This is a genomic window from Dryocola sp. LX212 (assembly GCA_041504365.1).
GTDB lineage: Bacteria > Pseudomonadota > Gammaproteobacteria > Enterobacterales > Enterobacteriaceae > Dryocola.
Genome location: CP167917.1, coordinates 1,402,134 through 1,429,133, shown reverse-complemented (window position 1 = coordinate 1,429,133; position 27,000 = coordinate 1,402,134). Strand labels below are relative to the sequence as shown.

Here is a 27,000-nt window from a genome sequence, read left to right as displayed (position 1 = left end):
AGCCATGTTTCATCGGTTATGGACATTGATTCGTAAAGAGCTGCAGTCGCTGCTGCGCGAGCCGCAGACTCGCGCCATTCTGATCCTGCCGGTAGTGCTGCAGGTGGTGTTGTTCCCGTTCGCCGCCACGCTTGAAGTCACGAACGCGACGATTGCGATTTACAACGAGGATAACGGCAGCCACTCCGTAGAGCTGACCCAGCGTTTTGCCCGCGCCAAAGCGTTTAACCACGTGCTGCTGCTGAAAAGCCCGCAGGATATCCAGCCGACCATAGATAACCAGAAGGCGCTGCTTTTGATCCGCTTCCCGGCGGACTTTTCGCGCAATCTGGCAGGCCAGCAGCCCGCGAAGCTGCAGATTATCCTCGACGGGCGTAACTCCAACAGCGCCCAGATTGCGGCCAACTATCTCCAGCAGATCGTCAAAAACTACCAGCTGGAGCTGATGAGCGGCCAGCCAAAGCCGAACAACAGCGAGCTGGTGGTGCGCAACTGGTATAACCCAAATCTGGACTATAAGTGGTTCGTGGTGCCGTCGCTGATTGCGATGATCACCACGATTGGCGTGATGATCGTGACTTCGCTGTCTGTCGCCCGCGAGCGCGAACAGGGCACGCTCGACCAGCTGCTGGTTTCACCGCTCGCCACCTGGCAGATCTTCGTTGGCAAAGCGGTACCTGCGCAGATTGTTGCCATTGCCCAGGCGACCATCGTGTTGGGCGTGGGGATCTGGGGCTATCAAATACCCTTTTCCGGCTCGCTGCTGCTGTTCTATTTCACGATGCTGATTTACGGACTGTCGCTGGTGGGGTTTGGCCTGCTCATCTCGTCGCTGTGCGCCACGCAGCAGCAGGCGTTCATCGGCGTGTTCGTGTTTATGATGCCCGCGATCCTGCTTTCGGGCTACGTCTCGCCGGTGGAGAACATGCCGGTCTGGCTGCAAAACCTGACGTGGGTAAATCCCATCCGGCATTTCACCGACATAACCAAGCAGATTTATTTGAAGGATGCGAGCTTAGATATTGTCTGGGGGAGCGTCTGGCCGCTGCTGGTGATAGCGGCCACCACGGGTTCAGCGGCGTACTGGATGTTTCGTCGCAAAATCGCCTGATTTGTCTTTGGCGAGCAGCGAGTAGATGGCGGGTCCGGCTATCATCGCCAGGCCAGCTGCCAGCAATAGCCATTTGTTCTCTACCACGCGGGAGAGCAGCCACAGGGCGATCATCGCCGTACCGAAGTACCAGGTGGTGGTCAGCTCTTCCAGAAAATCGCCGATGTCGCGCAGCTTGCCGCTATGGAAACGCTGGAAGGTGAACATCAGGATAACCGTTGCCAGATACAGGCCGCACAGGCCGATGCCGACCGGGATCAGGGTTTTGGTTTTCCAGCCAATCAGCACCACGCATACAACCATCAAATGCAGCATAATCTGCCAACAAGTCAGGCCGGTTGCCACCTGTATCCGCTGTTGCCACTTCATGTATTCACTCCTGGCGTATATTTTCCTGTCTTTGAGAGTACGCAAGTGTACGGAAAATTCCGCATCCCGCCCTCTTTTTGTGACAAAGACTACACTTTATTTTCATCAGGATAACGAATAAGACCGGGAGCGGCATGGCACATCATACTCCGCGCTTTTCTTTTAAAGTGCTCACGATAAATACACACAAAGGCTTTACCACCTTCAACCGGCGCTTTATTTTGCCGGAGCTGCGAGATGCGATACGCACGGTATCTGCGGATATTGTCTGTCTTCAGGAGGTGATGGGGGCGCATGAGGCCCATTCGGTGCGCTTTGAACACTGGCCGGAGACCAGCCATTATGAGTTTCTGGCGGATACCGTCTGGGAAGATTTTGCCTACGGGCGGAATGCTGTTTATCCCGAAGGCCACCATGGCAACGCGATCCTCTCCCGCTTCCCTATCATTCATTACGATAACCGGGATATCTCCGTTGAGGGCCACGAGAAGCGCGGCATGCTTCACTGCCAGATGACCGTGCCGGACAGCAACCTGCGTGTGCACGTTATCTGCGTGCACCTTGGCCTGCGCGAGGAGCACCGCCAGGCGCAGCTCACCATGCTCTGTAAGCTGGTCAATGAGCTGCCAGAAGGCGAACCGGTTGTGGTGGCCGGAGACTTTAACGACTGGCGTCAGAAAGCGAGCCATATGCTGAAAAAAGAAGCCAGCCTGGACGAGGTGTTTACCCGCGCCTGGGGCCGACCCGTGCGTACCTTCCCGGCTGGTTTCCCGCTGCTTCGCCTTGACCGTATTTACGTAAGGCATGCCTCTGTCAGCGCGCCCGCCGCGCTTAATTTACGTCAGTGGCGACACCTGTCAGACCATGCCCCCCTCGCCGTGGAGATCCATGTATGAAAAATAACTGGCGTGACGGCAACCGCATTGAGCTGCTGGAGAATGGCGATGCTTTTTTCCCGGCGGTCTTCGAGGCCATCCGACAAGCAAACAGCAAAGTGATCCTGGAAACGTTTATCTGGTTTGAAGACGACGTGGGTAAGCAGCTCCATGAGGTGATTCTGGACGCTGCGCGTCGCGGCGTGAGCGTGGAAGTGCTGCTGGACGGCTACGGCTCGCCCGATCTGAGCGACAGTTTCGTCAGCGAGTTAACCACCGCGGGCGTGATGTTTCGCTATTACGATCCCCGCCCGCTGATTTTTGGCATGCGCACCAATCTGTTCCGCCGCATGCACCGCAAAATCGTTGTGGTGGACGGTGAACTGGCGTTTGTCGGCGGGATCAACTATTCCGCTGAACATATGATTGATTACGGGCCGGAAGCCAAACAGGATTACGCCGTAAAGGTGGAAGGCCCTGTGGTGCAGGATATTTACCAGTATGTGATTTCAAACCTGCCGGGCGAGGAAAATCCTCGCCGCTGGTGGGGGCGTCGCCATAACAGCGCCCATGAAAACCTGACGCCAGGTGAGGCGCAGGCGCTGTTTGTCTGGCGTGATAACAACGAGCATCGGGACGATATCGAACGTTACTATCTGAAGATGCTCAGCAACGCGAAGCAGGAAGTGATTATTGCCAACGCCTATTTCTTCCCGGGTTACCGTCTGCTTCATGCGATGCGCAATGCCTCACGCCGTGGCGTAAAAGTGAAGCTGGTCGTTCAGGGCGAACCGGATATGCCGATCGTGAAAGTAGGCGCCCGCCTGCTTTATAACTATCTGGTGAAGTCCAACGTTGAAATTTACGAGTACACGCGTCGTCCGCTGCATGGCAAGGTGGCCATTATGGACGATCACTGGGCAACAGTGGGATCCAGCAATCTTGATCCCCTTAGCCTGTCGCTGAACCTGGAAGCGAATCTGATTATCTACGATAAAGCGTTCAACGCGGAGCTGCGTGAAAACCTCAACGGGCTGATCGCCAACGACAGCAAACGGGTGGATGAAACTATGGTGCCCAAACGCACCTGGTGGAACCTGGGGAAAAGCGTGCTGGCGTTCCACTTCCTGCGCCACTTCCCGGCGATGGTTGGGTGGCTGCCCGCGCATACTCCGCGTCTTTCACTAGTAAAGCCTCCGGTGCAGCCCGAGATCGAGACACAGGATCGGGTGGAGACGGATAATCAGGGGGTGAAATTCTGATGTCTCACTCGCACCCAAAATGGCGAAAAGCAAAAAAGATCCTCACGTGGCTGTTTTTTATCGCCGTGATTGTGCTGCTCGTGGTGTACGCCACCAAAGTGGACTGGGAGGAAGTATGGAAGGTCATCCGCAACTATAACCGCATGGTGCTGGCAAGCGCGGTCGGGCTGGTGATCCTCAGCTACCTGATTTACGGCTGTTACGATCTGCTCGCGCGCGCCTACTGCGGGCATAAGCTGGCGAAACGGCAGGTCATGCTGGTGTCGTTTATCTGCTACGCCTTCAACCTGACGCTGAGCACCTGGGTGGGCGGCATCGGTATGCGCTACCGGCTCTATTCCCGCCTGGGCCTGCCGAGCGCCACCATTACGCGAATATTCTCGCTGAGTATTTCAACTAACTGGCTTGGCTATATCGTGCTGGCAGGCTTCATTTTCACCGTCGGCGTGGTGCAGCTTCCGGACCACTGGTATATCGACGAAGGAACGCTGCGTATTCTGGGTGTCATCCTGCTGGCGTTTATCGCGGTCTATCTATGGTTCTGCGCATTTGCTAAGCATCGTCACGCGACAATCAAGGGCCAGCGACTCGTCCTGCCGTCCTTCAAATTTGCCCTCGCACAGCTGGTTATCTCCAGCGCCAACTGGATGGTGATGGGGGCGATTATCTGGCTGCTGCTGGGTCAGGAGGTGAACTACTTCTTCGTACTGGGCGTGCTGCTGGTGAGCAGTATCGCGGGCGTTATCGTGCATATCCCGGCGGGTATCGGCGTACTGGAAGCGGTATTTATTGCGCTGCTGGCGGGTGAACACGTGAGCCACGGCACGATTATCGCCGCGCTGCTGGCCTACCGCCTGCTCTATTTCATCGCCCCGCTGCTGCTGGCGATTGTCTGCTATTTAGGGCTGGAGAGCCGGGCGAAAAAGCTGCGGGCGAAGAACGAAAGGAAGCTCGGAGAGAATAGCTAGCGGTGAATGACGCTAATGCTTATCCGCCCTACAGCTCCGTAGAGCGGATAAACCTGCGATCAGCGACGGTTGCCGAAAATACGCAGCAGCATCAGGAACAGGTTGATGAAGTCCAGATACAGCGTCAGCGCGCCAAGAATGGAATACTTGCGCATATTCTGCGTGTCGCGCACGTCAATCTGCTCGCCGATGTTTTTCAGCTTCTGCGTGTCGTACGCCGTCAGGCCCACAAACACAATCACACCGATGTAGGTCACCGCCCACATCAGCGCCGTGCTTTTCAGCCAGATGTTTACCAGCGACGCCAGCACGATACCGATCAGCGCCATAAACAGCATATTGCCGAAGCCGCTCAGGTCACGCTTGGTGGTATAGCCGTAAAGGCTCATGGCGCCAAACATGCCGCCCGCCACCACGAAGGTGCTGGCAATGGACGAATAGGTGTAGACGATAAAGATGCTGGAGAGCGTCAGGCCCGTCAGCGCGGAATAGAGCATGAACAGCGTGGTCGCCATACCGGCGCTCAGCTTATGCACCATACCGGACAGCACGAACACCAGGCCCAGCTGGACAATAATCAAACCAAAGAAGGTGATTTTGCTGGAGAAGACGAATTCCATCACCGCCGGGGTGTTGGCGGCATACCAGGCAACAAACGCTGTAAGCAGCAGCCCGCAGGTCATCCAGCCATAGACCTGCGCCATATAAGCCTGCAAGCCAGTTCGCGCTTGCTGAACAATAGTGTCATTGGAGCGGGGGAATCGATCCATGATGCTTCCTCAAGTGAATTACGTTGACCTAATTTCAGGCTTAAAAGCCTACCCTATATAAGATTAACACAACTGCACGTGGGTGCATGTTACCAGCGTTTCGCCGCCTGCTTGTCCGTGTCCCGGGCTTCTACCCAACGATCCCCTTCCGGCGTGGCTTCCCGCTTCCAAAACGGCGCGCGAGTTTTCAGGTAATCCATCATAAATTGGGCAGCTTCAAACGCCGAGCTGCGGTGCGCGCCGGTTACGCCAACAAAAACAATTTCCTCGCCGGGCCATAATTCCCCGATACGGTGGATAACCGAAACGCGCTGTAGCGGCCAGCGCCCGCGCGCCTCTTCCACGATTTCTGCCAGCGCTTTTTCCGTCATGCCTGGATAGTGCTCCAGGGTTAACGCTTTCACGCTGTCGCCCAGATTGTGGTTGCGCACTTTGCCTGTGAAGGTGACAACCGCGCCGTCTTCGTCGCACTGCGACAGCCACTGGTACTCATCGCCAACGCTGAAATTTTCATGGCCGACGCGGATACGGGTGTTTTCGTTCATCTCAGCCTCCGGTGACCGGTGGGAAGAAGGCCACTTCGTCGCCGTCTTTAAGCGCATGGTCAAAGCTCACCAACGTCTGGTTTACCGCTGCCAGCAGCTTGCCGGATTCCAGCGCCAGCGCCCAGCGGTCGTTTTTGGCTGCCAGATGATCACGCAGCTGTTCAACGTCGGCAAAAGCTGATTCAACCTGAAGATTGTCGCAGTCCACCAGCTCGCGAACCTGGGCAAAGAACAAAACGTTAATCATGATCTGCCGCCTTGAAGTCGCCGGATTTGCCGCCGCTTTTGGTCAGCAGACGAACCGGGCCGATGACCATATCTTTCTGCACGGCCTTGCACATGTCGTAGATGGTTAACGCGGCTACGGAGGCTGCGGTTAGCGCTTCCATCTCAACGCCTGTTTTTCCCGTCAGGCGGCAAACGGCTTCGATGCGCACACGGTTGTGCTCAGTTTCGGCTTCCAGGTTAACTTCCACTTTGCTCAGCAGCAGTGGATGGCACAGCGGGATCAGCTCCCACGTACGCTTAGCGGCCTGAATACCGGCGATACGGGCGGTGGCAAAGACGTCACCTTTGTGGTGGCTACCGTCGACAATCATTGCAAGCGTAGCGGCCTGCATGGTGACAAAGGCTTCGGCGCGGGCTTCGCGCACGGTCTCGTTTTTAGTGGAAACGTCCACCATGTGCGCTTCGCCAGCGGCGTTAATATGGGTCAGTTGCGACATAATCTATTTCTTGATGTGGGGATGGAAGTTGCAGGGACGCTGGGTGGCATCCAGCTGCTGAAGAATAATGTTTTCCCAAGCGGTGCGGCAGGCTTTCGTTGAGCCCGGCATGGCGAATATCAGCGTACGGTTGGCCATACCCGCTACGGCACGGGACTGCAACGTGGAGGTGCCGATCTCTTCGTAGGAAAGCATGCGAAACAGCTCGCCAAAACCTTCGATCTCACGGTCAAAAAGCGGTAAAAGCGCTTCAGGCACCTGGTCGCCATCGGTAAATCCTGTACCGCCGGTGATCAGTACAACCTGCACGTTTTCACTGGCTATCCACTGGGATACCTGAGCGCGGATCGCATAACGGTTCTCTTTCACAATGGCTTTGTCGACCACCTCGTGCCCCGCTTCGGTCGCGGACTCACGCAGATAATGCCCTGAGGTGTCATCCTCTTCGGTACGGCGGCCGGAGACCGTCAAAATGGCAATACGCGCCGGGATAAACGCTTCGCTTACCTGACTCATACTTATTCTCCTTAATTTTTGACGCTATCCACCAATATAGGACAGGTTTTGTGTGATGCCGGTATGACCGTCATGCAGGAAATGGGTTTGCTTTTTCTGAACCAGCGCCGACGAGATACGCGCTTCGAGCGCCTCGCCCTGCGCATCGTCCGCTAACAGGTCACGCAAGGAGATGCCCCCCTCGCCGAACAGGCAGAGGTGCAGGTTGCCGACGGAAGAGACGCGCAGACGGTTGCAGGTGGCACAGAAGTCTTTTTCATAGGGCATGATCAGGCCAATTTCGCCTTCATAGTCTGGATGGCAGAAGACCTGCGCCGGGCCGTCGCTGCGCCCGCTGAGCTGGCGTACCCAGCCACGCTGCAGCAGCTGGTCGCGAATAGTGGTGCCGGAGATATGATATTTACGGAACAGCTCGCCGCCGTCGCCCGTCTCCATCAGCTCGATAAAACGCAGCTGGATGGGACGCGGTTTGATCCACGCAAGGAAGGTGTCCAGATCATGGCTGTTCACGCCGCGCATCAGCACCGTGTTCACTTTGACCTTTTTGAATCCGGCGGCAAAAGTGGCGTCGATGCCATCCATCACCTGGCGGAATTTGTCCTGCCCGGTGATGGCGTGAAACTGGCGGGCGTCGAGGCTGTCGACGCTGACGTTCACGGCTGTTAACCCCGCGTCGCGCCACTGCTGCACGTCACGAGCCAGGCGATAGCCATTGGTGGTTACCGCCAGCTGACGAATAGCCGCGTTTTCACGCACCGCAGCAATAATTTCGGGGAAATCTCGACGTAAAGAGGGTTCGCCCCCGGTCAGACGCACTTTTTCCGTCCCCAGCGCGGCAAAGGCGCGGGTAACGCGGCGAATCTCATCGACATTCAGGAAGCTTTTGTTCGCCACGCCGTGCGGCTTGTAGCCGTCGGGCAGGCAGTAGTTGCAACGGAAGTTGCAGACGTCCGTAATGGACAGACGCAGATAGAAGAACTTGCGCGCAAACGCATCAGTCAGTTGTGGGGACATAAACACCTTTCCAAATACGGGAGATGCAGGCATTTCTTTCTGCACCCTGGTGACCGGGAGGGCCACGGCCAAAGCACCGTATCTTGCGAGTTAGGTCCAGAGGCTTAGTGTGTGTTTAACGATAGTAGCGCGTCGGTGACAGGTTCGCCATAGCAGCTTTCGTTATATAAATTAATGCATAACGAACTAATCGTTTAATTTAGCCACAGAGTACGTGAAAAGCTAACTTTTACCTTGATATACATCATTAACCTCTGGGCCTGCATCGTCTTTTTAACGCTTTTACGCTACCTTAAGCCGGAGAGTTAGACATAAGGAATAGCTATGCGCAGTCGCACATTTGCGGATCTTGATCGGGTGGTTGCACTCGGCGGGGGACACGGCCTTGGCCGGGTAATGTCCTCCCTATCTTCCATGGGTTCGCGCCTGACGGGTATCGTCACCACCACCGATAACGGCGGCTCCACGGGGCGCATCCGACGCTCCGAAGGGGGAATTGCCTGGGGCGATATGCGTAACTGTTTAAATCAGTTAATTACCGAGCCCAGCGTCGCATCGGCGATGTTTGAATATCGTTTTGGCGGTAACGGCGAGCTTTCGGGCCATAACCTCGGAAATCTGATGTTAAAGGCGCTGGATCACCTGAGCGTGAGGCCTCTAGAAGCCATCAATCTCATTCGCAACCTGCTTAAAGTGGATGCATTGTTGATTCCGATGTCCGAACAGCCGGTTGATTTGATGGCCACCGACGCGGACGGGCATTTTGTCTATGGTGAGGTGAATATCGACAACCTGGCTTCTCCCCCTCAGGAGCTGATGCTTTATCCAACAGCCCATGCGACGCGCGAAGCTGTGGAAGCCATTGCCGAAGCGGATCTGATTCTGATTGGCCCAGGGAGTTTTTACACCAGCCTGATGCCGCTGCTGCTGCTGGAGGATATGGACCAGGCGCTGCGCCGGACGCCTGCCCCGGTGGTATATATCGGTAACCTCGGGCGCGAGCTGAGCGTGGCGGCGGCCAGCCTGGGCCTGAAAGAGAAGCTGGAGATTATGGAGCAGCGGATCGGCAAACGGATTATTGACGCTGTGGTTGTTGGCCCGCACGTGGATGTGTCAGACGTGCAGGACCGCGTTGTCATTCAGGAGCCGCTGGAGGCCAGCGATATCCCCTATCGTCATGATCGGCTGCTGCTGCGCCAGGCGCTGGAGAAGGCGATTCAGCAGCTGGGATAATTTTTGGGACGCTGGCGCTTATCCTCCCAGGCTTTTATAGTCGTGGCCGGGTAAGCGTAGCGCCACCCACACCGTCTCAGGATGCAGCGATGAACAGATCCCGCAGCTGGTGCAGCTGATCGCGAAGCTGTGCCGCCTCTTCAAACTCCAGGTTCTGGGCATGCTCCAGCATTTTCGCTTCCAGCTGATGGATTTTCTGCTGCAGCGCTTTCGGCGTGAGGATGATTTCATCGTCTTCAATCACGCTGCGCGCTTTGCTCTTCATGCGGCCTTTGGTTTTCGCCATCCCTTCGCCAAGCTGCAGGATATCCACCACCTTCTTGTTCAGGCCCTGCGGCGTGATGCCATTTTCTTCGTTATAGCGCTGCTGCTTCTCGCGACGACGTTCCGTTTCGCCAATCGCCTTCGCCATGGACGGGGTAATTTTATCACCGTAGAGAATGGCTTTACCGTTAACGTTACGCGCCGCACGACCGATGGTCTGGATTAGCGATCGCTCCGAACGCAGGAAGCCCTCTTTATCCGCGTCCAGAATCGCCACCAGCGAAACTTCTGGCATATCCAGCCCCTCACGCAGCAGGTTGATGCCGACGAGCACGTCGAACTCCCCAAGGCGCAAATCGCGGATAATTTCCATGCGCTCTACCGTGTCGATATCTGAGTGCAGATAGCGCACCTTCTCGCCGTGCTCTTCCAGATACTCGGTGAGGTCTTCCGCCATGCGTTTGGTGAGCGTGGTCACCAGCACGCGCTCGTTAATTTCAACGCGTTTACGGATCTCCGAGAGCAGATCGTCCACCTGAGTCGCCACCGGACGCACTTCAATGATCGGATCCAGCAGCCCGGTTGGGCGAACAACCTGATCGACGATTTCATCGCCGGATTTCTCCAGCTCGTAGTTGCCGGGCGTTGCGGACACGTAGATCGTCTGCGGCGCCAGCGCCTCAAACTCTTCAAACTTGAGCGGACGGTTATCCAACGCCGACGGCAGGCGGAAGCCGTACTCCACAAGCGTCTCTTTACGCGCCCGGTCGCCGCGATACATACCGCCAATCTGCGGGATGGTAACGTGCGATTCGTCTACTACCAGCAGACCGTCGGCTGGCAGATAGTCAAACAGCGTTGGCGGCGCTTCCCCTGGCCCACGCCCGGAGAGGAAGCGCGAGTAGTTTTCCACGCCCGAGCAGTAGCCCAGCTCGTTCATCATCTCTAAGTCAAACTGCGTACGCTGGGTTAAACGCTGCTCTTCCAGTAGTTTATTGTTGGCCAGCAGCACCTTACGCCTGTCCGCCAGCTCGACCTTGATCTCTTCCATGGCCTGCAGAATGCGTTCACGCGGCGTGACGTAGTGGGTTTTCGGGTAGACCGTGAAACGCTGAATAGCCTGATCGACCTGGCCCGTAAGTGGGTCAAACAGCGAAAGGCGTTCGACCTCTTCATCGAACAGTTCCACGCGCAGTGCCAGATCGTCAGATTCCGCCGGGAAGATATCGATTACCTCACCGCGCACGCGGAAAGTGCCGCGCTGGAATGCCTGGTCGTTGCGGGCATACTGCAGCTCCGTGAGACGGCGCAGAATCGAACGCTGATCGATGATCATTCCTTTGGTGAGGTGCAGCATCATCTTCAGATAGAGATCCGGATCGCCCAGACCGTAGATCGCCGAAACAGACGCCACCACGATAACATCGCGGCGTTCCAGCAGCGCTTTGGTCGCCGACAGGCGCATCTGCTCGATGTGTTCGTTAACGGAGGAGTCTTTTTCAATGAAGGTGTCGGAGCTGGGGACGTAGGCTTCCGGCTGATAGTAGTCATAGTAGGAGACGAAAAACTCGACCGCATTGTCCGGGAAGAACTCTTTCATCTCGCCATAAAGCTGTGCCGCGAGGGTTTTGTTAGGTGCCAGCACCATGGTGGGGCGTTGCAAATCCGCAATCACGTTTGCCACGGTGAAGGTTTTCCCTGAGCCGGTTACCCCCAGCAGCGTCTGGTGGGCAAGGCCATCTTCCAGCCCCTCTTCCAGACGACGAATGGCCTCAGGCTGATCGCCTGAAGGTTTGAATGCGGAATTTAATTTGAACGCTTTACTCATGCGGGGCTACCTGGTGAAGAACTCGCGGGCCGGAGGATAATTTTACTCGCCCCGGAAAATTTTGCCAGTAAAAAATACTGGATGAAAAACCAGTTACGCATCGACATAAGTCGATTAGCGGCGCAAATAACGGCGCAGTTTGCGCGCAATTTCTACAATGGCGGAATTTATCACTGTCAGCAGACGTTTATCCCCAGATTTTTTTGGTATTTAACATTTGTCAAGCTGCGTCATGACGGCGGGGGCGGGATATTTGACACTTTTCTTACATGGATTGCTTTTATCTAACAGATTGATTTAAAAGGATTAAATGTAAAAGACCGGTTTCGCGCCAATTTGCGCGCAGGCCGCGCCCGCTCTCGTTCACCGTTAGTTTTCTAACTCTAATGCACAAGGTTATCCACAGGAATAGTGGATAACTGCATCCAGGCCTTTTGGGTAGCCGCTCGCAAAAAACCTCACAAACTGTGTTTTCTGACTTAAAAAAAATTTTCCCGATTTTTTTTACCGTTTAACGCCAGGTTTTTGACCGTTGGCACGGTATGAGATCGCTCACAAATTCGGGATATATCACCGCCGTTTCGCATTGTTCTTCTGCACCAAAATCGATGACCCATCAGCACTGCTAAAGTGCAGCGAAACGGCCAGGTGTTAGTCTGCGCACGCACGCTCACCCGAATTTATGAGGCTTTTCTCAAACTTGCTCCGTTCCTGGCTTACCTGCAGAAGATGGCAAGGGAATTGCACAGCTTAGCGACTGAACCTAACCCCTCCTTCGGGGGAGATGCTGGAAGCCAGGGTTTGATGAGTTCAGAGCAGGTCAGAAGCGCTAAGCGGCTTAATGAAGTTTAACCCTGTGTTGAGGAGCTGACGCATGTTGAGTTTACGCGCCGTTAACCAATTCTATGGCGAGAACCACATTCTGTGGAATTTTGACCTGGAACTGAGCAAAGGAGAATGCACCTGCGTGCTGGGTGCGCCGGGCATGGGTAAGACCACGCTGGTAAATTGCATTACCGGCTACCTGCCGGTCGAAAGCGGCAGCATTTTCTGGAATGAGGCGGGCCAGCCGCCCCAGAATCTGCTGACCAGGCCCGTTGAGGACCGTGCCGCGCTGGGGATGAGCTATGTGGCACAGGAACGGCGAATTTTTTCGCAGCTGAGCGTTGAGGAGAACCTGCAAATTGCCCTGCTGGCGGGCAACGAGCACGCCCGCGCCATCCCCGATATGGTTTACCAGCTCTTTCCCGAGCTGTATTCCCTGCGCCACATCAGAGGGGGGGAGCTGCAAAACGATCTGCAGCAGCGCCTCGCCCTGGCAAGAGCGCTGGTTACGGAACCAAAGCTGCTGATTATGGATGAACCGACGCTGGGAAGCGGACAGCGTTTCATCCAGGAGCTGGGCGGTATTATCCGCCGCCTGAACCGTGACTTTGGCTTGACGATACTGCTTGTCGAGCAGCGGTTATCGTTCATCCGCCGCGTCGCCGACCGGTTTTGCCTGCTGCACCGTGGCCGCAACGTGGCGCAGGGCAAAGTTGAGCTGCTTGACGATAAGCTTGTCGCCAGCTGGATGGTGCCGTAGCCCCGGCTAGTGTAGTTTACCCAGCTGGTTTTGCAGCGCGACATCTAACGCGGCGAGCTCACGCTGAAGATTGCACTGCCGGGTCACGGCTGACAGCTCAAGCAAGGGCAAAGGCACCTGCGTGACTTTGTTTTCGCGCAGCCAGCGCAGGACGCTTTCCAGATGCCACAGCGCGGTCTTTCCGTCATGCACCGGGGCCGGAAACGCCGCCCGGTTGACCATGACCTTGCGCATGTACTGCCGGGAATAGCCCAGCAGCTCGGCGACGTCCGTTAACCCCACCAGATCTGGCGTGACCTCAACAAGCGCTGCGCCACGGACAGTACGTTTGACGTCCTCGATAGCGGATACCACGGCCGCCGTTGCCGTTGGGGCTTCGCGGATAAAATCCAGTGCAATGCGCCCGGTGACGCCGATGCCAATCAGCGCGTCGTCACAGCCGTTTGCTCCCAGAGCTTCCAACCAGACGGCGGGATCCTGCTGGCCTTCGGGCAGCGTAAAAATCAGCGTAAAACTGAATTCTGACATCTCTCTCTCCTTGTCATTAATGCTTAATCGCCTCAGCCGCAGTCTGGCTGCACTTGTCGACCACCCGTCTGATCAACCGGGCATGATTTCCCGCGTTTCGCGGCGTGCTCCAGATGCAGCTGATACAAAACTCCCCGCAGCGACAGGTTTTATCATTCCAGGGGAAGAACATTTTCCCCCAGCAGTGTGAGCCGCCCGGCAGTATCCGCCAGCCCTGGCTTTCCGCGTAGGTTAATGCTGCTTCGATATCCTTTTGCGGATGTATGCGACGCGCCATAAAATTTCCTTATAAATATCCCACACCAGTTGTCATATGACAACCTCGATGCACAGATAATTTATACGTTATTGTTCACGTCGGGAAGCGTGTTTTTTGAGCTGGGAAGATTTCTGGAACAGCGCCCGAATTTATTTTCGGGCATTGCAAAGGGAATGCTCAGAATTGCGAATCAGCTCGCAAGCGGGGTTAAATCAAGGTAGTGACCGAGGGGGCAATTTTCATCCAGCGCAGGCAGGTAAGGAATCTCTCCCAGCAGCGGCGCAGGCAGCACGCGTATCAGGGTTGCCATATATTCCGCGTGGCGCTTGCCTGCTGGCTGCACGTCGTTGGCAATCCAGCCTGCCAGCGGCAGACCCGCGCTTTGCACGGCCCGCGCCGTTAACATGGCATGGTTAATACAGCCGAGCTTAACGCCAACAACCAGAATGACGGGAAGCTGCTCTTCGATAGCCCAGTCAGCAAATGTGGTGCTTTCAGAAAGAGGCGTAAACCAACCTCCTGCCCCTTCGACCTGCACCCAATCAGCTACCCGGCACAGTTCGTTCAGACCAGCAGATAGCGCAGAAAATTTAATTGGCCTGCCCTCCTCCGCGCTGATGATATGCGGAGAAGTCGGCTCCAGAAATGCCAGAGGGTTAACCTGTTCATAGCGAAGAACCTGATTGCTGTTGCGCTGCAGGGACAGCGCGTCGCCGTTACGGATCCCCTGCGGCGTCATTTCGCTGCCTGAGGCCACCGGCTTATAGCCCGCCGTCCTATAGCCAGCCATTCCCGCTGCCTGCAATAAGGCGCAGCTGGCCACCGTTTTACCAACTTCGGTATCCGTGCCGGTCACAAACCATTTTTTAATCACGTTCAATTACTCCAGAAACCAGCCGCCAGGTTAACGGAAACTCGCCGTTTTGCTTCGGCCAGGCAAGGCTCAGGCGCTGTAGCTGCTGACGGGTCATCAGCGCGTTTTTACGCCCGTCGTGAAGATGCGTAGCGCCTATGCCTTTCAGCGTACGCATGGCGCTCATCACATCTGGAAAAGACTGGGTTATTTCTTCTAAATGGACTGTTGCTCGCCAGCCTGCGCAGGCAGTTTCGATTTCGCTTTGCGATAAAAAAGCGTTGGCGTGCGGACGGTCGTCCACCGCCTGCCATGCGGCATGCAGTTCGGGCAGCGAGCCTTCTGCTACCGTGGTAAAAGCAACTCGTCCCCCGGGGCGGGTCACCCGGTAAAGCTCGCTCAGCCCCCTGCGTAGGTCACTGCACCACTGCACGGCCAGGTTGCTCCAGGCAAGATCCACCTGCTCGTCAGCCAGCGGCAGCGACTCAATGTCGCCCTCAAGATAGACCTGCGCGGCCTGATTTTCACGGGCCTGAGTGAGCATAGTTGCGGAGAGATCCAGCGCCGTCACGCTGCTGCCCTGCGCCTGCCAGTAACGACTGAACCAGCCGGTGCCACAGCCTGCATCCAGTACTTTTGCGGCCGTTACGCCAGCCAGACGTCTGATAAGATAGTTACCGCTAAGGCGCTGGAGTTCGGCAAAGTTATCGTAGTTGGCGGCGGCGCGCCCGAACGCCTTTGCAACGGCGAGTTTATCCACGGGTTTCGTCATAAAGCGCCTCCAGTAACGTTTCGATATCACGGCTTGTATGGCTGGCAGTGAGCGTAACGCGCAGGCGCGCGCTGCCATTCGGTACTGTCGGTGGCCGAATAGCAGTCAGCCAGAAACCCCGCTCGCGCATTCCCGCTGCAAGCTCCAGCGTGCGGGCATTTTCCCCAACTATCAGCGGCTGAATGGCGGTCTGGGAATCTATCAGCGTGAGCGGCAGCCGCGCCGCCCCTTCCCGAAATTGCGCGATGTTTTCCCGCAGACGTGAACGCTGTTCATCCCCATTGCGAATGACGGCTAACGCTGCTGAAAGCGCCGTGGCCTGGGGAGGCGGCATAGCGGTGCTGTAGATGAGATGGCGGGCAAATTGCAGCAGATAATCAGCGACATCGTCATTGCACAAGACCGCCGCCCCGCTCATGCCAAAGGCCTTGCCGAACGTGATGACCAGCAGGTCAGGCTTGATCTGCCGGTGGTGACAGCTCCCCCGCCCTTCATCACCCAACACGCCGATTCCGTGCGCGTCATCCACCATCAGCCAGCCGCCAACGCTATGCGTAGTTGAAGCGATAGCTTCCAGCGGAGCCTGGTCGCCGTCCATGCTGAAAACACCCTCGGTGACCACCAGCTTTTGGCCTTCACAAGGCAGGGTGAGAAGCTGAGAGAGAGACTGAACGTCGTTATGGGCAAACCGGCGCAGCTGCGCCGGGCTGAGCATCGCCGCTTCCAGCAGCGAGGCGTGGCTGAGCCTGTCCGCAAGGATTCGGTCCTGCTTTTGCACCAGCGCGGTGATAACGGCCTGGTTTGCGGCAAAGCCAGAGATAAACAGCAGCGCGCGAGAAAAGCCAAGCCAGTCGGCAAGCTCCTGCTCAAGCTGGTAATGCGGAGTGCTGTAACCCGTTACGTGCCCGGAGCCGCCGCTGCCTACCCCGTATTTCTCCGCGCCCGTTTGCCAGGCGCGGATAATTTCCGGATGCTGGCTGAGGCCCAGATAATCATTGCTGGAAAAGTTGAGATGCCGCATCCCATTCGCGACTAAAAAGCGTCCGATTCCACGCTCGTTAACCTGTCTGGTGCGGAAACTGTCGCTGGCCCGCCGGTCGGCAAGCGCCTGCTCAACTCTGACCTGCCAGCTCATATCGCCGCCGCGTTGTAATACTTGTCGGTGTCGGCGTTGAGCAGCTGAGCGGCCAGCTGCTGCTGCTGTTCGTTATCCCCTGCTTCCGTGGTCGTCTGCTGCGGATTCAGTCCCAGCTTGCGGAACAGCTGAACGTCTTTGTCCTCTTCCGGATTAGGCGTGGTGAGCAGCTTGCAGCCGTAGAAGATGGAATTTGCGCCCGCCATAAAGCACATCGCCTGAGTCTGCTCGCTCATCTGCTCGCGCCCTGCCGAAAGGCGCACAAAGGAAGCTGGCATCATGATGCGCGCAATCGCAATGGTACGAATAAAATCAAAGGCATCCACGTCGTCGTTATCCGCAAGCGGCGTGCCCTTCACTTTCACCAGCATGTTGATCGGCACGCTTTCCGGCGGCGTAGGCAGGTTCGCCAGCTGGAGCAGCAGACCCGCCCGGTCTTTGACCGTTTCACCCAGGCCGACAATCCCGCCGGAGCACACTTTGATACCCGCATCGCGTACTTTACCCAGCGTATCCAGACGCTCCTGGTAGGTGCGCGTGGTAATGATGTTGCCGTAAAATTCCGGCGAGGTGTCCAGGTTATGGTTGTAGTAATCCAGCCCTGCCGCCGCCAGCCGCTGCGCCTGGGCATCGGTTAACGTGCCCAGCGTCATGCAGGTTTCCATCCCCATTTCACGGACGCCCTGCACCATCTGCTCCAGATAGGGCATGTCCCGATCGTTCGGGTTCTTCCATGCCGCGCCCATACAAAAGCGGGTGGAGCCAGCGTTGCGGGCTTTGCGAGCGGCGTCCAGAACCTGTTCAACCTCCATCAGGCGCTCCGACTCCAGCCCGGTTTTATAGCGCGCGCTCTGCGGGCAATATTTGCAGTCTTCCGGGCAGGCGCCGGTTTTAATCGACAGTAGCGTGCTGACCTGCACGTGCCGGGGATCGAAGTGCTGACGGTGGATTTGCTGCGCTTCGAAAAGCAGATCCAGCAAAGGTTTTTCAAATAAAGCAGTGACCTGCGACATTGACCAGCGAGCGTGGTGAGCCATGGGGCGTCTCCAAAAGGGGTGTTGTTAGCCGTTGATTGACGTTATACTTGTAAACCTAAATGTTTTTAAAATGGTTTACAAGTCACCCTATGACGCCTGCTGATTTAACATTCGACCAACAACATATCTGGCATCCCTACACGTCCATGACGCGCCCGCTACCGGTCTACCCGGTAGTTTCAGCTGCTGGCTGTGAGCTGCAGCTTGCAGATGGCAGGCAGCTGGTGGACGGTATGTCATCGTGGTGGGCTGCGATTCACGGCTATAACCATCCGCGCCTGAACCAGGCGATGAAAACGCAGATTGACCAGATGTCCCACGTCATGTTTGGCGGCATCACCCATCCCCCTGCGGTGGCGCTGTGCCAGAAGCTTGTCGCCATAACGCCGGAGCCGCTTGAATGCGTATTCCTGGCCGACTCGGGTTCGGTGGCCGTTGAGGTGGCGATGAAAATGGCGCTGCAGTACTGGCATGCCAAAGGCGAACCTCGTCAACGTTTTCTGACCTTCCGCCACGGCTACCACGGCGATACCTTCGGCGCAATGTCCGTCTGCGATCCGGATAACTCCATGCACCGCCTCTGGCAGGGATATTTACCCGAGCACCTGTTCGCCCCGGCTCCGCAGTGCGGCTTTGAAGATGACTGGGATGAGATGGATATCGTGCCGTTTGCGCGCCTGATGGCCGCCCACCGTCAGGAAATCGCCGCCGTGATCCTTGAACCTATCGTGCAGGGGGCTGGCGGCATGCGTTTCTATCATCCGGAATGGCTGCGTCGCATCCGCAAAATGTGTGACCGTGAGGGCATCCTGCTGATTGCCGATGAAATCGCAACCGGCTTTGGCCGCACCGGCAAACTTTTCGCCTGCGATCATGCTGGTATTTCGCCGGATATTATGTGCCTGGGCAAAGCGCTGACGGGCGGTACAATGACGCTGTCGGCTACTCTCGCAACCCGCGAAGTTGCGGAAACCATCAGTGACGGCGAGGCGGGCTGTTTCATGCACGGCCCGACTTTTATGGGCAATCCGTTGGCGTGCGCTGTCGCTGCGGAAAGTCTCGCCCTGTTAGACGAGAGCTGCTGGCAGGACCATGTCCAGGTCATCGAGGAGCAGTTAAATTCCGGGTTAAAACCTTTGCAGGAGTGCGGGCTGGTTGCAGATGTTCGCGTGTTGGGAGCCATTGGCGTTGTGGAGATGCATCATCCTGTGGATATGGCCGCACTCCAGGCGTTCTTCGTCGAACAGGGCGTGTGGATCCGCCCGTTCGGCAAGCTGATTTATCTGATGCCGCCTTACGTTATCGCGTCTGAACAGCTTGCTAAGCTCATAGCGGCGGTGTCCGCTGCCGTGAAAAACCCGGATTTTTTCAGACGCTAACCGCCTGCATCCCCCGCCCGGATACACTACACTTGGTGGATCTTTAACTTGCAAGGAGCGGTTTATGAAACTGATCAGTCAGGACATCAAAGAGGGCGAAAAACTCCCTGCCCGCCATGTGTTCAACGGCATGGGCTACGAGGGGGATAATATTTCCCCCCATCTGGCTTGGGATGATGTACCAGCGGGAACCAAAAGCTTTGTGGTTACCTGCTATGACCCGGATGCGCCTACCGGCTCAGGCTGGTGGCACTGGGTAGTTGCGAACCTGCCTGCCGATACTCGCGTGCTGCCACAGGGGTCAGGTTCGGATCTTGTCGAGTTACCGGAGCCCGCCGTTCAGACCCGTACCGACTTTGGCAAAGCGGGTTACGGCGGCGCCGCGCCGCCAAAAGGCGAGACCCACCGCTATATTTTCACCGTTCACGCTCTGGAGGTTGAAAAGCTTGAGGTGGATGAAAATGCATCAGGCGCAATGGTGGGCTTTAACGTCCATTTCCACGCGTTAGCCAGCGCCTCCATCACCGCCATGTTCAGCTAACCCCGTCTTTATGAGGCCGATTGTATAAATCGGCTTCCCGTATCGCTCAACTTAGTATAAAAATGCAGGCCTTTGGCATCCCCTTTTTACCCTTTCACAGCAAGGAGCAACCTTGAACACACTATCGGTTACTCGTCGGGCCGCCGCGCTCGCATTTGCCGTTGCATTGAGCGCCTGTAGCTCAACGCCACCGGAAGACCGTCCGTCCACCCAGGAAGCTCCGGGCACCCAGTCCCGTCCGATCCTGTCCGCGGATGAAGCGCAGAACTTTGTACCGGCACGCTATTTCTCTTCGATGAATAAAGACGAAGCGCCGTGGGCACCTTCTTCTATCCGTCTTCCTCAGCAGCCTGATTTCGTGGTCGGCGCTGCGGGCGGCGAGGGCGTGACCCATACCTCAATTCAGGCAGCGGTTGACGCGGCGATTGCGAAACACAGCAGCTCGCGTCAGTACATCGCCATTCAGCCGGGCGAGTATGCGGGTACCGTTTATATCCCGGCTTCTTCCGGTAGCGTGACGCTGTATGGCACCACCGACGACGCTGCAGACGTAAAAATCGTCCAGCCTCTGGATTCTGAAATTGATGTTGCAACCTGGCGCCGCACCGTGAACCCTTCGGGCAAATATATGCCGGGTAAACCAGCCTGGTATATGTTTGATAACTGCCTGAGCCGCCGTGCCGCGACCGTTGGCGTGATGTGTTCCGCCGTCGTCTGGTCCCAGAACAGCGGTTTGCAACTGCAGAACCTGACCATCGCAAACACCCTGGGCGATAGCGTTGACGCAACAAACCATCAGGCCGTTGCGCTGCGTACGGACGGCGACAAAGTTCAGCTGAACAATGTGCACCTGCTGGGCCGCCAGAATACCTTCTTCGTGACCAACAGCGACGTGCAGAACCGCATGTTAGCGAACCGCCAGACCCGCACTCAGGTCACTAACAGCTACATCGAAGGCGATGTGGATGTGGTTGCCGGTCGCGGCGCCGTGGTGTTCGATAACACTGAATTCCGCCTGGTCGATACCCGCACGAAAGAAGGCTCCGTTTTTGCCCCGGCTACCCTGCCGAACATGTTCTACGGCTTCCTTGCTATCAATAGCCGCTTTACCGCTGCTGGCGATAACACCGCACAGCTGGGTCGCGCCTGGGATCTGGAAGCGTCTGAAAACGGCTATACCGCCGGGCAGACTTCTAACGGCCAGGTTGTCATCCGTGACAGCGCGCTCAACGAAGGCTTCAACTCGGCTAAGCCGTGGGGCGATGCGCTGGGATCGAAGCGTCCGTTTGCTGGCAACGTTGGTACCAAAGGCGAGAAAGGCGAGATGCAGCGCGATCTGAATGATACTGCTGCTAACCGCCTGTGGGAGTACAACAACCGCGGCGCGGGCAGCAAGGTTGTCAGTGAATAATTTCACCGCTTCCTGAAAAATAAAAACCTCGCAGACGCGAGGTTTTTTTATACTCTTTCCCGCGGTTAGTGGGCGTTAACCACAACCCACATCGGGCCCTGGCCAACCGCATAGCGCCCCTTCTCTTCCAGCAGCCCCTGCACGCCTTTAATCTCGTACACCGCGATATGGTGGGATTTCTGGCCTGCGGCAATCAGGTATTTCCCACTGTGATCGACGTTGAAGCCGCGCGGCTGGGTTTCCGTCGGCTGGTAGCCTTCGATAGCCAGTACGCTGCCGTCCTCGGAAACGCTGAATACGGTGATGACGCTGGCGGTACGGTCACAGGTATAGAGGTGACGCCCGTCCGGGGTAATATGGATATCGGCCGCCCAGCGTGTGTCCGCAAAGTCCGGCGGCATGATGTCCAGCGTCTGCACGCATTCGATTTTGCCGTTAGGATCTTTCAGTTCCCACACGTCTACCGAGCTGTTCAGCTCATTCACGCAGTACGCATATTGCTGGTTAGGATGGAACGCCATATGGCGCGGTCCGGCCCCTTCAACGGTAGTCACTTCTGCCGGGGTTTGCGCCCTCAGCGCGCCGTCGTCAGACAGCGTAAACAGGCAGATACGATCCTGTTTCAGCGCGGGCACCCATAGCGTGCGGTTGTCCGGCGAGATGTTCGCCGAGTGGCAGCCTTCCAGCCCTTCAGCCTGATACACGACATTACCCGGCAGGCCATCCTCACCCAGCGGGGTCACGCTGACGCTGCCTGCGTTGTAAGAAGCGCTGAACAGGAATTTACCCTGACGATCGGTTGAGATGTGCGTTGGGCTACCCGGCAGCGCTGAGGCACCAGCTTCGCTCAGGCGGCCATCGTCCGGCGCGATACGATAGGCAATCACCCGGAAGTCAGGGCGTACGCCAACATACAGGAAGCGCTTATCGGGGCTGATTACCATCGGCTGGACCTGGCCTGGGGCATCCACCACCTGAACAAGCGTCAGCTCGCCCTGTGAATTCAAAGACCAGACATGGATTTGCTGGCTTTCGGGGCTGGCGGTATAGACTGTTTGTTTCATGAAATCTCGTTCCTCCCAACGTCTTGAGTAATAGTCACAAGGGTAGTCCGTTTTGCCGCTCTGGGTCACAATTTTGCACAATGCGCCAGGCGGTGTACCATCGGCTTAGACCTTACGGCTTGAATTTGACTGGAATAACAAATGACTTATCGAGTAATCGCCCTGGATCTGGACGGCACCCTCCTGACGCCGCAAAAAACCATTCTGCCGGAGTCGCTGGCGGCGCTCGAGCGCGCCCGCGAATCGGGCTACAAAGTGGTCATCGTGACCGGTCGCCATCACGTTGCCATCCATCCTTTTTATCAGGCACTGGCTTTAGATACACCTGCAATTTGCTGTAATGGCACCTATTTGTATGATTATCATGCAAAAAAGGTGCTGACTGCCGATCCGTTGCAGCCAGCGCAGGCGACGCAGCTCATTGATTTACTCGATGCGCATGACGTTCACGGGCTGATGTACGTCGATAACGCGATGCTCTATCAGCGCCCGACGGGCCACGTTACTCGTACCGAAAACTGGGCCCGGTCTCTGCCGGAAGCCCAGCGCCCGGTGTTCCGCCATGTGAATTCCCTGCGTGAAGCCGCACATGAAGTGGACGCCATCTGGAAATTTGCGCTGACCGATGAAGCTATTCCGAAGCTGCAAAATTTCGCCCGCTCGGTCGAAGAGCAGCTGGGATTAGCGTGTGAATGGTCGTGGCACGATCAGGTCGACGTGGCGCAGCGCGGGAACAGCAAAGGCAAACGCCTGGCGCAGTGGGTGGAGTCCGAAGGGCTGTCTATGGAGCAGGTCATCGCGTTTGGCGATAACTTTAACGATTTGAGCATGCTCGAGGCCGCAGGTCTGGGCGTCGCGATGGGCAACGCCGACGAGGCCATTAAGGCCCGCGCTGACCTGGTAATTGGTACAAACCTTGAAGCGGGCATCGCCGGGACGATTTATAAGCATTTAATTTAGCTGCAATAAACGGTGGATGACGCTGCACTTATCCACCCAGCTAATGCCCGAATCTGTCAGGTCGTTATCGACACGCTTTTGACCTGTGCGTAGAGCCACTGTCCGGGTTTAATGGCCAGCTCATCCCGCGCCCAGGGACTGATGCGCGCCCACAGCGTTCTGCCACCCACTTCAAGCTGCACCTCAACCTGCCCTTCATCGTCGTAACACTGCGCGACCTTCGCGCGCAGCACGTTACGGATGCTGCTGTTAACCGGGGGCTGAAGGATCAGCGAAACGTCTGATGCCTGAATGCGGATACGCAGCGGGGCCTGCAGCGGCTTATCCAGCCTGTTGACCCAGAGGTGCTGATCGCCCAGCGCCAGCGCGGTCATCGCGTAGTGCGGGTGATGCTCAAGCACCGTTACCTTCAGCACGCTACTTTGCTGTTCTTTTGGCAGCCAGGGGTGCATCACGCTGCTGCCCCACACCTCTTCCAGATTGCCGAAGGCTTTCACCTCGCCGCCGTCCAGCACCAGCACCTTGTCCGCCAGATGGAGGATCTCTTCCAGCGAGTGGCTGACATAAAGCATCGGAATATTTATTTCCCGGGCAAGCCGCTGCAGGTACGGCAGCAGTTCGCGCTTGCGGGGGATGTCCAGCGAGGCCAGCGGTTCGTCCAGCAGCAGCAGCTCCGGCGAGGTCAACAGCGCCCGCCCGATAGCCACGCGCTGCTTCTCGCCCCCGGACAGGCTCCACGGGAGGCGGTCTAACAACTCTTCAATGCCGAGCAGCGCCACCAGCTTATCGAACTGGTCTGACGCGCTTTTCACCATGCCATATTTCAGATTGCCGCGAACTTTGTAGTGCGGGAACAGGCGCGCATCCTGGAAAACATAGCCAATGCGGCGCTTTTCAGGGGCGAGAAAACGTTTATTCTCCGCGTCGCTAAGCACCCGGTCGTTGAGCACAATCTTTCCCTGCTCCGGCCGCGTCAGTCCGCTTATCGCGTTGATCAACGACGTTTTTCCCGCGCCCGATACCCCGAACACAGCCGTAATGCCCTGCCCCGGCAGCGTTTCGTTGATTGCCAGCCGGTGGTCGCCCAGCGTCTGCACAAAATTAAGCTCCAGCATTACTCAGTCCCTATCCGTTTGCGACTCTGGCGCGCCAGCCATTCGGCCACCAGCAGGGAAACCATTGCCAGCACAATGGAGATAACGCACAGCCTTGCGGCCGCACTCTCGCCGCCCGGCGTCTGAATCAGGGTGTACATCGCCGAAGGAAGGGTGCGCGTTTCCCCCGGAATGTTGGAAACGAAGGTAATAGTGGCACCGAACTCGCCCAGCGAGCGGGCAAAGGCCAACACCGTCCCGGCGATAATGCCCGGTAAGGTGAGCGGCAGGGTAATTGTGCAGAATACGCGCCAGCGCCCGGCCCCCAGCGTACGGGCGGCCTGTTCTAGTTTGATATCCACCCCTTCCAGCGCCAGGCGGATCGCCCGCACCATCAGCGGAAAGGACATCACGGCGGCGGCCAGCACGGCCCCCCGCCAGCTGAACGCGAAGATAATGCCAAACACGTCGTAAATCCATGCCCCAAGAAAGCCGCGGCGACCCATGGCAACCAGCAGCAGATAGCCCACCACGACGGGGGGCAGCACAAGGGGAAGATGAATAATACTGTCGAGCAGGGCCTTGCCCGGGAAGCGACATCGCACCAGCACCCAGGCAAAGAAGATCCCAAAAGGAAGGCTAAACAGCACCGCCAGGGTGGAGACTTTCAGGCTCAGCAGCAGCGCCTGCCATTCGGGATCGGTCAATATCATTGTTTAGTCGTGAATCCGTAACGTTGGAAGATTGCAGCCGCTTCCGGTCCTTTCAGGTAGCCATAGAACGCGGTAACGGTTGGGTTATCGTGGCCTTTAACAATGGCGATAGGGTATTCCACTTTCTTATGGGAGTCTTCCGGGAAGGTTCCTGTGACCTTCACGCCTTTGCTGGCAACGGCATCCGAGCCGTAGACAATACCCAGCGGCGCCTCATCGCGCTCCACCAGCGCCAGCGCGCCGCGCACGTCTTCAGCAGGAGCGAGTTTCGTTGATAGCGTATCCCAGGCCCCCAGTTTTTGCAGCGCTTCTTTAGCGTAAATCCCGGCAGGAACGTGGTCAGGATCGCCCACCGCCAGTCTCCCCCCCTTCAGCAGTGCGGCCCAGTCAGTTTTGGCGTTGATGTCTACATCGCCCACCTTGCTGTCTTTCGGTGCGACAACAACCAGGCTATTGCCAAGCAGCGTTTCACGGCTGTCGGTTTTAATGGCGTCTTTGCTGACCGCGTAGTCCATCCATTTCTGATCGGCAGAGATAAAAAGATCCGCAGGCGCGCCCGCTTCTATCTGGCGCGCAAGGGTGGAAGAAGAGGCGAAGGAAGAGGCCACCTTAACATTCTTGCCTTTCTGATACTGGGTGGCAATATCCTGCATCGCGTTTGTCAGCGATGCGGCGGCGAAAACGGTAATTTTGCTGTTATCAGCAGCTGCCTGACCGGCAAGACTGACGCTCAATGCTGCGCCCAAAGCGAGACGTACCCACTGCTTAGCCATGTTATTACTCCACTGAGTTTCGTTATGTAGTCATTAATATAACGATACTGAACAGGAATATACAGAACTTATCGGCAGAAAAAGAAAGGGCTTTAATAAGAAACGCCCGCGAATGCGGGCGTCTCAGACGAATGAAATACTCTTAACGGTAACGAAGCGATTAGATCGCATCAGGAAAATAACAAGGAAAATCTATTTATCGATTTTCGGCTGATAAACACAAAAAAGGAAAAACCACGCTTTTTCCTTTTTTGTCAGCAATAAAAAACGCCCGCGAATGCGGGCGTCTGGAAATCAAGGGTGTTGCTTTGGCTGCTGGTCGCGGTGACCAGCTTTCGAGAAGACGTTGAAGACTTCACCCAATCCGTAGATTAGACCGAGGATCACTGCCATCACAACAGGCACCATGACCACGGCAAATAGCAGACTTTTCAATAACTCTAACATAATTGCCTCAAGTGAAAAGTGAGAGGGTCTATTCTACCGACCCTGCAGAAAAACGCATCCTCCTTTTGTGCCATTTGCCCGCGGCGGCGCAATAGAGGAAAATGGCGTTTTTCTTTTACCGGAGAGGTTATGCAGGCTGAAATTTTACTCACGCTGAAGCTCCAGCAGCGGCTGTTCGCCGATCCTCGTCGCATCGCGCTGCTGAAACAGATTCAGCATACCGGCTCCATCAGCCAGGGGGCAAAGCTTGCGGGCATCAGCTATAAAAGCGCCTGGGATGCCATCAACGAAATGAACCAGCTCACCGAAGAGACGCTGGTAGAGCGCGCCACCGGCGGCAAAGGCGGCGGCGGTGCCGTCGTCACCCGCTACGGTGAGCGTCTCATTCAGCTTTATGAACTGCTCGCGCAAATCCAGCAGAAAGCTTTCGACGTGCTGCGCGATGACGCCCTGCCGCTGGACAGCCTGCTGGCGGCGATCTCCCGTTTCTCCCTGCAAACCAGCGCCCGCAACCAGCTTTTTGGCACCGTGCTGCACCGCGACAGCGAACAGGTTCAGCAGCATATCGACATCCTGCTTGCCGATGGCACAACACAGCTGAAAGCCGCCGTTACACGACAGAGCGCCGAGCGTCTGAGCCTTAGCGAGGGCAAAGAGGTGCTGGTGCTGATCAAAGCGCCGTGGGTGGAAATCACTACTGATGAAAAGCGTGCAGGCCATGCGGATAACCGCCTGCCGGGCAAAGTACAAAGTATTCAGCAAGGGGCAGAACAGAGCGAAGTGCTGGTTCATCTTCCGGACGGCCAAACGCTTTGCGCTACGGTGCCCAATAGCGTCGTGGAGCATCAGCATCTGGCGGAAGGCTCTGAGGTCATAGCATTTTTTAATGCCGACCGGGTTATTATCGCCACGCTGTGCTAAATCCGTCGGGCGAATTGACAAGCGCGCGGACATTCCGTAATTCTGGGG

30 protein-coding genes and 1 riboswitch are annotated in these 27,000 nt (G+C 56.7%); of the genes, 11 read left to right on the top strand and 19 right to left on the bottom strand.

Features of this window, described 5'->3' with window-relative positions; translation table 11 throughout:
• The first annotated feature begins 4 nt into the window (after positions 1-4).
• A complete protein-coding gene (locus ACA108_06815) occupies positions 5-1,111 on the top strand; it encodes an ABC transporter permease (protein ID XEX97217.1) in 1,107 nt (368 codons plus the stop codon).
• Here the strand turns inward: ACA108_06815 and ACA108_06810 are convergent.
• A complete protein-coding gene (locus tag ACA108_06810) occupies positions 1,073-1,480 on the bottom strand; it encodes a YbhQ family protein (protein XEX97216.1) in 408 nt (135 codons plus the stop codon). The two genes, ACA108_06815 and ACA108_06810, sit on opposite strands and share 39 nt — an antisense overlap.
• Before the next feature lie 134 nt (positions 1,481-1,614).
• Here ACA108_06810 and ACA108_06805 point away from each other — a divergent pair, with 134 nt between their 5' ends.
• From ACA108_06805 to ACA108_06795, 3 genes are read left to right on the top strand one after another with little or no spacing between them, the layout of a single operon-like run.
• Positions 1,615-2,376, top strand: a complete 762-nt coding sequence (locus tag ACA108_06805; GenBank protein XEX97215.1) for an endonuclease/exonuclease/phosphatase family protein — start codon at positions 1,615-1,617, stop codon at positions 2,374-2,376.
• The gene (clsB, locus tag ACA108_06800) at positions 2,373-3,617 is read left to right on the top strand and encodes a cardiolipin synthase ClsB (GenBank protein XEX97214.1); all 1,245 of its coding nucleotides are present in this window, start codon (positions 2,373-2,375) and stop codon (positions 3,615-3,617) included. The genes ACA108_06805 and clsB overlap by 4 nt, the downstream gene beginning before the upstream one ends.
• The gene (locus ACA108_06795) at positions 3,617-4,585 is read left to right on the top strand and encodes a lysylphosphatidylglycerol synthase domain-containing protein (GenBank protein XEX97213.1); all 969 of its coding nucleotides are present in this window, start codon (positions 3,617-3,619) and stop codon (positions 4,583-4,585) included. The genes clsB and ACA108_06795 overlap by 1 nt, the downstream gene beginning before the upstream one ends.
• Positions 4,586-4,644: 59 nt before the next feature.
• Here the strand turns inward: ACA108_06795 and ACA108_06790 are convergent, their stop codons facing one another.
• The 6 genes from ACA108_06790 to moaA all read right to left on the bottom strand — a co-directional run bounded on the left by ACA108_06790 (position 4,645) and on the right by moaA (position 8,155).
• Positions 4,645-5,355 carry a Bax inhibitor-1 family protein gene (locus ACA108_06790; protein XEX97212.1) on the bottom strand — a complete coding sequence of 237 codons (711 nt, stop codon included), beginning with the start codon at positions 5,353-5,355 and terminating at the stop codon, positions 4,645-4,647.
• 89 nt (positions 5,356-5,444) lie between these two features.
• Complete coding sequence (gene moaE, locus ACA108_06785; protein ID XEX97211.1) at positions 5,445-5,900, bottom strand: molybdopterin synthase catalytic subunit MoaE; 456 nt, start codon at positions 5,898-5,900, stop codon at positions 5,445-5,447.
• A 1-nt stretch (position 5,901) separates the two neighbouring features.
• Positions 5,902-6,147: a molybdopterin synthase sulfur carrier subunit gene (moaD, locus tag ACA108_06780; protein XEX97210.1), complete on the bottom strand. Its 246-nt coding sequence runs from the start codon at positions 6,145-6,147 to the stop codon at positions 5,902-5,904.
• A complete protein-coding gene (gene moaC / locus ACA108_06775) occupies positions 6,140-6,625 on the bottom strand; it encodes a cyclic pyranopterin monophosphate synthase MoaC (GenBank protein ID XEX97209.1) in 486 nt (161 codons plus the stop codon). Before moaC ends, moaD begins: the two co-directional genes overlap by 8 nt.
• Before the next feature lie 3 nt (positions 6,626-6,628).
• The gene (gene moaB, locus ACA108_06770) at positions 6,629-7,141 is read right to left on the bottom strand and encodes a molybdenum cofactor biosynthesis protein B (protein ID XEX97208.1); all 513 of its coding nucleotides are present in this window, start codon (positions 7,139-7,141) and stop codon (positions 6,629-6,631) included.
• 24 nt (positions 7,142-7,165) lie between these two features.
• Entirely contained in the window at positions 7,166-8,155 is a 990-nt protein-coding gene (gene moaA, locus ACA108_06765; GenBank protein ID XEX97207.1) for a GTP 3',8-cyclase MoaA, read from the bottom strand.
• Positions 8,143-8,277: riboswitch (molybdenum cofactor riboswitch) on the bottom strand. It overlaps the preceding gene by 13 nt.
• A gap of 202 nt (positions 8,278-8,479) precedes the next feature.
• Between moaA and yvcK the strand changes: the two genes are divergently transcribed.
• A complete protein-coding gene (gene yvcK, locus ACA108_06760; protein ID XEX97206.1) occupies positions 8,480-9,388 on the top strand; it encodes a uridine diphosphate-N-acetylglucosamine-binding protein YvcK in 909 nt (302 codons plus the stop codon).
• A 76-nt stretch (positions 9,389-9,464) separates the two neighbouring features.
• On the opposite strand, the gene uvrB is transcribed toward yvcK, so the two are convergent.
• Positions 9,465-11,480 carry an excinuclease ABC subunit UvrB gene (gene uvrB / locus ACA108_06755; GenBank protein ID XEX97205.1) on the bottom strand — a complete coding sequence of 672 codons (2,016 nt, stop codon included), beginning with the start codon at positions 11,478-11,480 and terminating at the stop codon, positions 9,465-9,467.
• 874 nt (positions 11,481-12,354) lie between these two features.
• Between uvrB and ACA108_06750 the strand changes: the two genes are divergently transcribed.
• Positions 12,355-13,065, top strand: a complete 711-nt coding sequence (locus tag ACA108_06750) for an ABC transporter ATP-binding protein (protein ID XEX97204.1) — start codon at positions 12,355-12,357, stop codon at positions 13,063-13,065.
• 6 nt (positions 13,066-13,071) lie between these two features.
• On the opposite strand, the gene ACA108_06745 is transcribed toward ACA108_06750, so the two are convergent.
• The 6 genes from ACA108_06745 to bioB form a co-directional block, all read right to left on the bottom strand.
• Positions 13,072-13,593 carry a helix-turn-helix transcriptional regulator gene (locus ACA108_06745; protein ID XEX97203.1) on the bottom strand — a complete coding sequence of 174 codons (522 nt, stop codon included), beginning with the start codon at positions 13,591-13,593 and terminating at the stop codon, positions 13,072-13,074.
• 16 nt (positions 13,594-13,609) lie between these two features.
• Positions 13,610-13,870, bottom strand: coding sequence for a hypothetical protein (locus ACA108_06740; protein ID XEX97202.1), 261 nt, complete (start codon positions 13,868-13,870; stop codon positions 13,610-13,612).
• Between the two features lie 172 nt (positions 13,871-14,042).
• Positions 14,043-14,726 carry a dethiobiotin synthase gene (gene bioD / locus ACA108_06735; protein XEX97201.1) on the bottom strand — a complete coding sequence of 228 codons (684 nt, stop codon included), beginning with the start codon at positions 14,724-14,726 and terminating at the stop codon, positions 14,043-14,045.
• Positions 14,719-15,477: a malonyl-ACP O-methyltransferase BioC gene (gene bioC, locus ACA108_06730; GenBank protein XEX97200.1), complete on the bottom strand. Its 759-nt coding sequence runs from the start codon at positions 15,475-15,477 to the stop codon at positions 14,719-14,721. The genes bioD and bioC overlap by 8 nt, the downstream gene beginning before the upstream one ends.
• Positions 15,458-16,612 carry an 8-amino-7-oxononanoate synthase gene (gene bioF / locus ACA108_06725; protein ID XEX97199.1) on the bottom strand — a complete coding sequence of 385 codons (1,155 nt, stop codon included), beginning with the start codon at positions 16,610-16,612 and terminating at the stop codon, positions 15,458-15,460. The genes bioC and bioF overlap by 20 nt, the downstream gene beginning before the upstream one ends.
• Entirely contained in the window at positions 16,609-17,649 is a 1,041-nt protein-coding gene (bioB, locus tag ACA108_06720) for a biotin synthase BioB (protein XEX97198.1), read from the bottom strand. The genes bioF and bioB overlap by 4 nt, the downstream gene beginning before the upstream one ends.
• Before the next feature lie 89 nt (positions 17,650-17,738).
• Between bioB and bioA the strand changes: the two genes are divergently transcribed.
• The 3 genes from bioA to ACA108_06705 all read left to right on the top strand — a co-directional run bounded on the left by bioA (position 17,739) and on the right by ACA108_06705 (position 20,980).
• Positions 17,739-19,028: an adenosylmethionine--8-amino-7-oxononanoate transaminase gene (gene bioA / locus ACA108_06715; GenBank protein ID XEX97197.1), complete on the top strand. Its 1,290-nt coding sequence runs from the start codon at positions 17,739-17,741 to the stop codon at positions 19,026-19,028.
• A gap of 64 nt (positions 19,029-19,092) precedes the next feature.
• A complete protein-coding gene (locus ACA108_06710; GenBank protein XEX97196.1) occupies positions 19,093-19,569 on the top strand; it encodes a kinase inhibitor in 477 nt (158 codons plus the stop codon).
• Positions 19,570-19,681: 112 nt separating this feature from the next.
• Positions 19,682-20,980, top strand: a complete 1,299-nt coding sequence (locus ACA108_06705; protein ID XEX97195.1) for a putative acyl-CoA thioester hydrolase — start codon at positions 19,682-19,684, stop codon at positions 20,978-20,980.
• A 65-nt stretch (positions 20,981-21,045) separates the two neighbouring features.
• Here the strand turns inward: ACA108_06705 and pgl are convergent, their stop codons facing one another.
• Entirely contained in the window at positions 21,046-22,044 is a 999-nt protein-coding gene (pgl, locus tag ACA108_06700) for a 6-phosphogluconolactonase (GenBank protein ID XEX97194.1), read from the bottom strand.
• 141 nt (positions 22,045-22,185) lie between these two features.
• On the opposite strand from pgl, the gene ACA108_06695 reads away from it, so the two are divergent.
• Positions 22,186-23,004, top strand: a complete 819-nt coding sequence (locus tag ACA108_06695) for a pyridoxal phosphatase (protein XEX97193.1) — start codon at positions 22,186-22,188, stop codon at positions 23,002-23,004.
• A 56-nt stretch (positions 23,005-23,060) separates the two neighbouring features.
• On the opposite strand, the gene modC is transcribed toward ACA108_06695, so the two are convergent.
• The 4 genes from modC to ACA108_06675 all read right to left on the bottom strand — a co-directional run bounded on the left by modC (position 23,061) and on the right by ACA108_06675 (position 26,031).
• A complete protein-coding gene (modC, locus tag ACA108_06690) occupies positions 23,061-24,119 on the bottom strand; it encodes a molybdenum ABC transporter ATP-binding protein ModC (GenBank protein XEX97192.1) in 1,059 nt (352 codons plus the stop codon).
• Positions 24,119-24,811, bottom strand: a complete 693-nt coding sequence (modB, locus tag ACA108_06685) for a molybdate ABC transporter permease subunit (protein XEX97191.1) — start codon at positions 24,809-24,811, stop codon at positions 24,119-24,121. The genes modC and modB overlap by 1 nt, the downstream gene beginning before the upstream one ends.
• Positions 24,808-25,584 carry a molybdate ABC transporter substrate-binding protein gene (modA, locus tag ACA108_06680; protein XEX97190.1) on the bottom strand — a complete coding sequence of 259 codons (777 nt, stop codon included), beginning with the start codon at positions 25,582-25,584 and terminating at the stop codon, positions 24,808-24,810. Before modA ends, modB begins: the two co-directional genes overlap by 4 nt.
• Positions 25,585-25,878: 294 nt before the next feature.
• A complete protein-coding gene (locus tag ACA108_06675) occupies positions 25,879-26,031 on the bottom strand; it encodes an AcrZ family multidrug efflux pump-associated protein (GenBank protein XEX97189.1) in 153 nt (50 codons plus the stop codon).
• Between the two features lie 129 nt (positions 26,032-26,160).
• Between ACA108_06675 and modE the strand changes: the two genes are divergently transcribed.
• Positions 26,161-26,952, top strand: a complete 792-nt coding sequence (modE, locus tag ACA108_06670; protein XEX97188.1) for a molybdenum-dependent transcriptional regulator — start codon at positions 26,161-26,163, stop codon at positions 26,950-26,952.
• Positions 26,953-27,000: the final 48 nt, after the last annotated feature.

Excerpts from the sequence above, each read along its gene's own strand:
- ACA108_06815 (XEX97217.1), top strand. The coding sequence starts at position 5 with ATGTTTCATCGGTTATGGACATTGATTCGTAAAGAGCTGCAGTCGCTG.
- ACA108_06810 (XEX97216.1), bottom strand. The coding sequence starts at position 1,480 with ATGAAGTGGCAACAGCGGATACAGGTGGCAACCGGCCTGACTTGTTGG.
- ACA108_06805 (XEX97215.1), top strand. The coding sequence starts at position 1,615 with ATGGCACATCATACTCCGCGCTTTTCTTTTAAAGTGCTCACGATAAAT.
- clsB (XEX97214.1), top strand. The coding sequence starts at position 2,373 with ATGAAAAATAACTGGCGTGACGGCAACCGCATTGAGCTGCTGGAGAAT.
- ACA108_06795 (XEX97213.1), top strand. The coding sequence starts at position 3,617 with ATGTCTCACTCGCACCCAAAATGGCGAAAAGCAAAAAAGATCCTCACG.
- ACA108_06790 (XEX97212.1), bottom strand. The coding sequence starts at position 5,355 with ATGGATCGATTCCCCCGCTCCAATGACACTATTGTTCAGCAAGCGCGA.
- moaE (XEX97211.1), bottom strand. The coding sequence starts at position 5,900 with ATGAACGAAAACACCCGTATCCGCGTCGGCCATGAAAATTTCAGCGTT.
- moaD (XEX97210.1), bottom strand. The coding sequence starts at position 6,147 with ATGATTAACGTTTTGTTCTTTGCCCAGGTTCGCGAGCTGGTGGACTGC.
- moaC (XEX97209.1), bottom strand. The coding sequence starts at position 6,625 with ATGTCGCAACTGACCCATATTAACGCCGCTGGCGAAGCGCACATGGTG.
- moaB (XEX97208.1), bottom strand. The coding sequence starts at position 7,141 with ATGAGTCAGGTAAGCGAAGCGTTTATCCCGGCGCGTATTGCCATTTTG.
- moaA (XEX97207.1), bottom strand. The coding sequence starts at position 8,155 with ATGTCCCCACAACTGACTGATGCGTTTGCGCGCAAGTTCTTCTATCTG.
- yvcK (XEX97206.1), top strand. The coding sequence starts at position 8,480 with ATGCGCAGTCGCACATTTGCGGATCTTGATCGGGTGGTTGCACTCGGC.
- uvrB (XEX97205.1), bottom strand. The coding sequence starts at position 11,480 with ATGAGTAAAGCGTTCAAATTAAATTCCGCATTCAAACCTTCAGGCGAT.
- ACA108_06750 (XEX97204.1), top strand. The coding sequence starts at position 12,355 with ATGTTGAGTTTACGCGCCGTTAACCAATTCTATGGCGAGAACCACATT.
- ACA108_06745 (XEX97203.1), bottom strand. The coding sequence starts at position 13,593 with ATGTCAGAATTCAGTTTTACGCTGATTTTTACGCTGCCCGAAGGCCAG.
- ACA108_06740 (XEX97202.1), bottom strand. The coding sequence starts at position 13,870 with ATGGCGCGTCGCATACATCCGCAAAAGGATATCGAAGCAGCATTAACC.
- bioC (XEX97200.1), bottom strand. The coding sequence starts at position 15,477 with ATGACGAAACCCGTGGATAAACTCGCCGTTGCAAAGGCGTTCGGGCGC.
- bioF (XEX97199.1), bottom strand. The coding sequence starts at position 16,612 with ATGAGCTGGCAGGTCAGAGTTGAGCAGGCGCTTGCCGACCGGCGGGCC.
- bioB (XEX97198.1), bottom strand. The coding sequence starts at position 17,649 with ATGGCTCACCACGCTCGCTGGTCAATGTCGCAGGTCACTGCTTTATTT.
- bioA (XEX97197.1), top strand. The coding sequence starts at position 17,739 with ATGACGCCTGCTGATTTAACATTCGACCAACAACATATCTGGCATCCC.
- ACA108_06710 (XEX97196.1), top strand. The coding sequence starts at position 19,093 with ATGAAACTGATCAGTCAGGACATCAAAGAGGGCGAAAAACTCCCTGCC.
- pgl (XEX97194.1), bottom strand. The coding sequence starts at position 22,044 with ATGAAACAAACAGTCTATACCGCCAGCCCCGAAAGCCAGCAAATCCAT.
- ACA108_06695 (XEX97193.1), top strand. The coding sequence starts at position 22,186 with ATGACTTATCGAGTAATCGCCCTGGATCTGGACGGCACCCTCCTGACG.
- modC (XEX97192.1), bottom strand. The coding sequence starts at position 24,119 with ATGCTGGAGCTTAATTTTGTGCAGACGCTGGGCGACCACCGGCTGGCA.
- modB (XEX97191.1), bottom strand. The coding sequence starts at position 24,811 with ATGATATTGACCGATCCCGAATGGCAGGCGCTGCTGCTGAGCCTGAAA.
- modA (XEX97190.1), bottom strand. The coding sequence starts at position 25,584 with ATGGCTAAGCAGTGGGTACGTCTCGCTTTGGGCGCAGCATTGAGCGTC.
- ACA108_06675 (XEX97189.1), bottom strand. The coding sequence starts at position 26,031 with ATGTTAGAGTTATTGAAAAGTCTGCTATTTGCCGTGGTCATGGTGCCT.
- modE (XEX97188.1), top strand. The coding sequence starts at position 26,161 with ATGCAGGCTGAAATTTTACTCACGCTGAAGCTCCAGCAGCGGCTGTTC.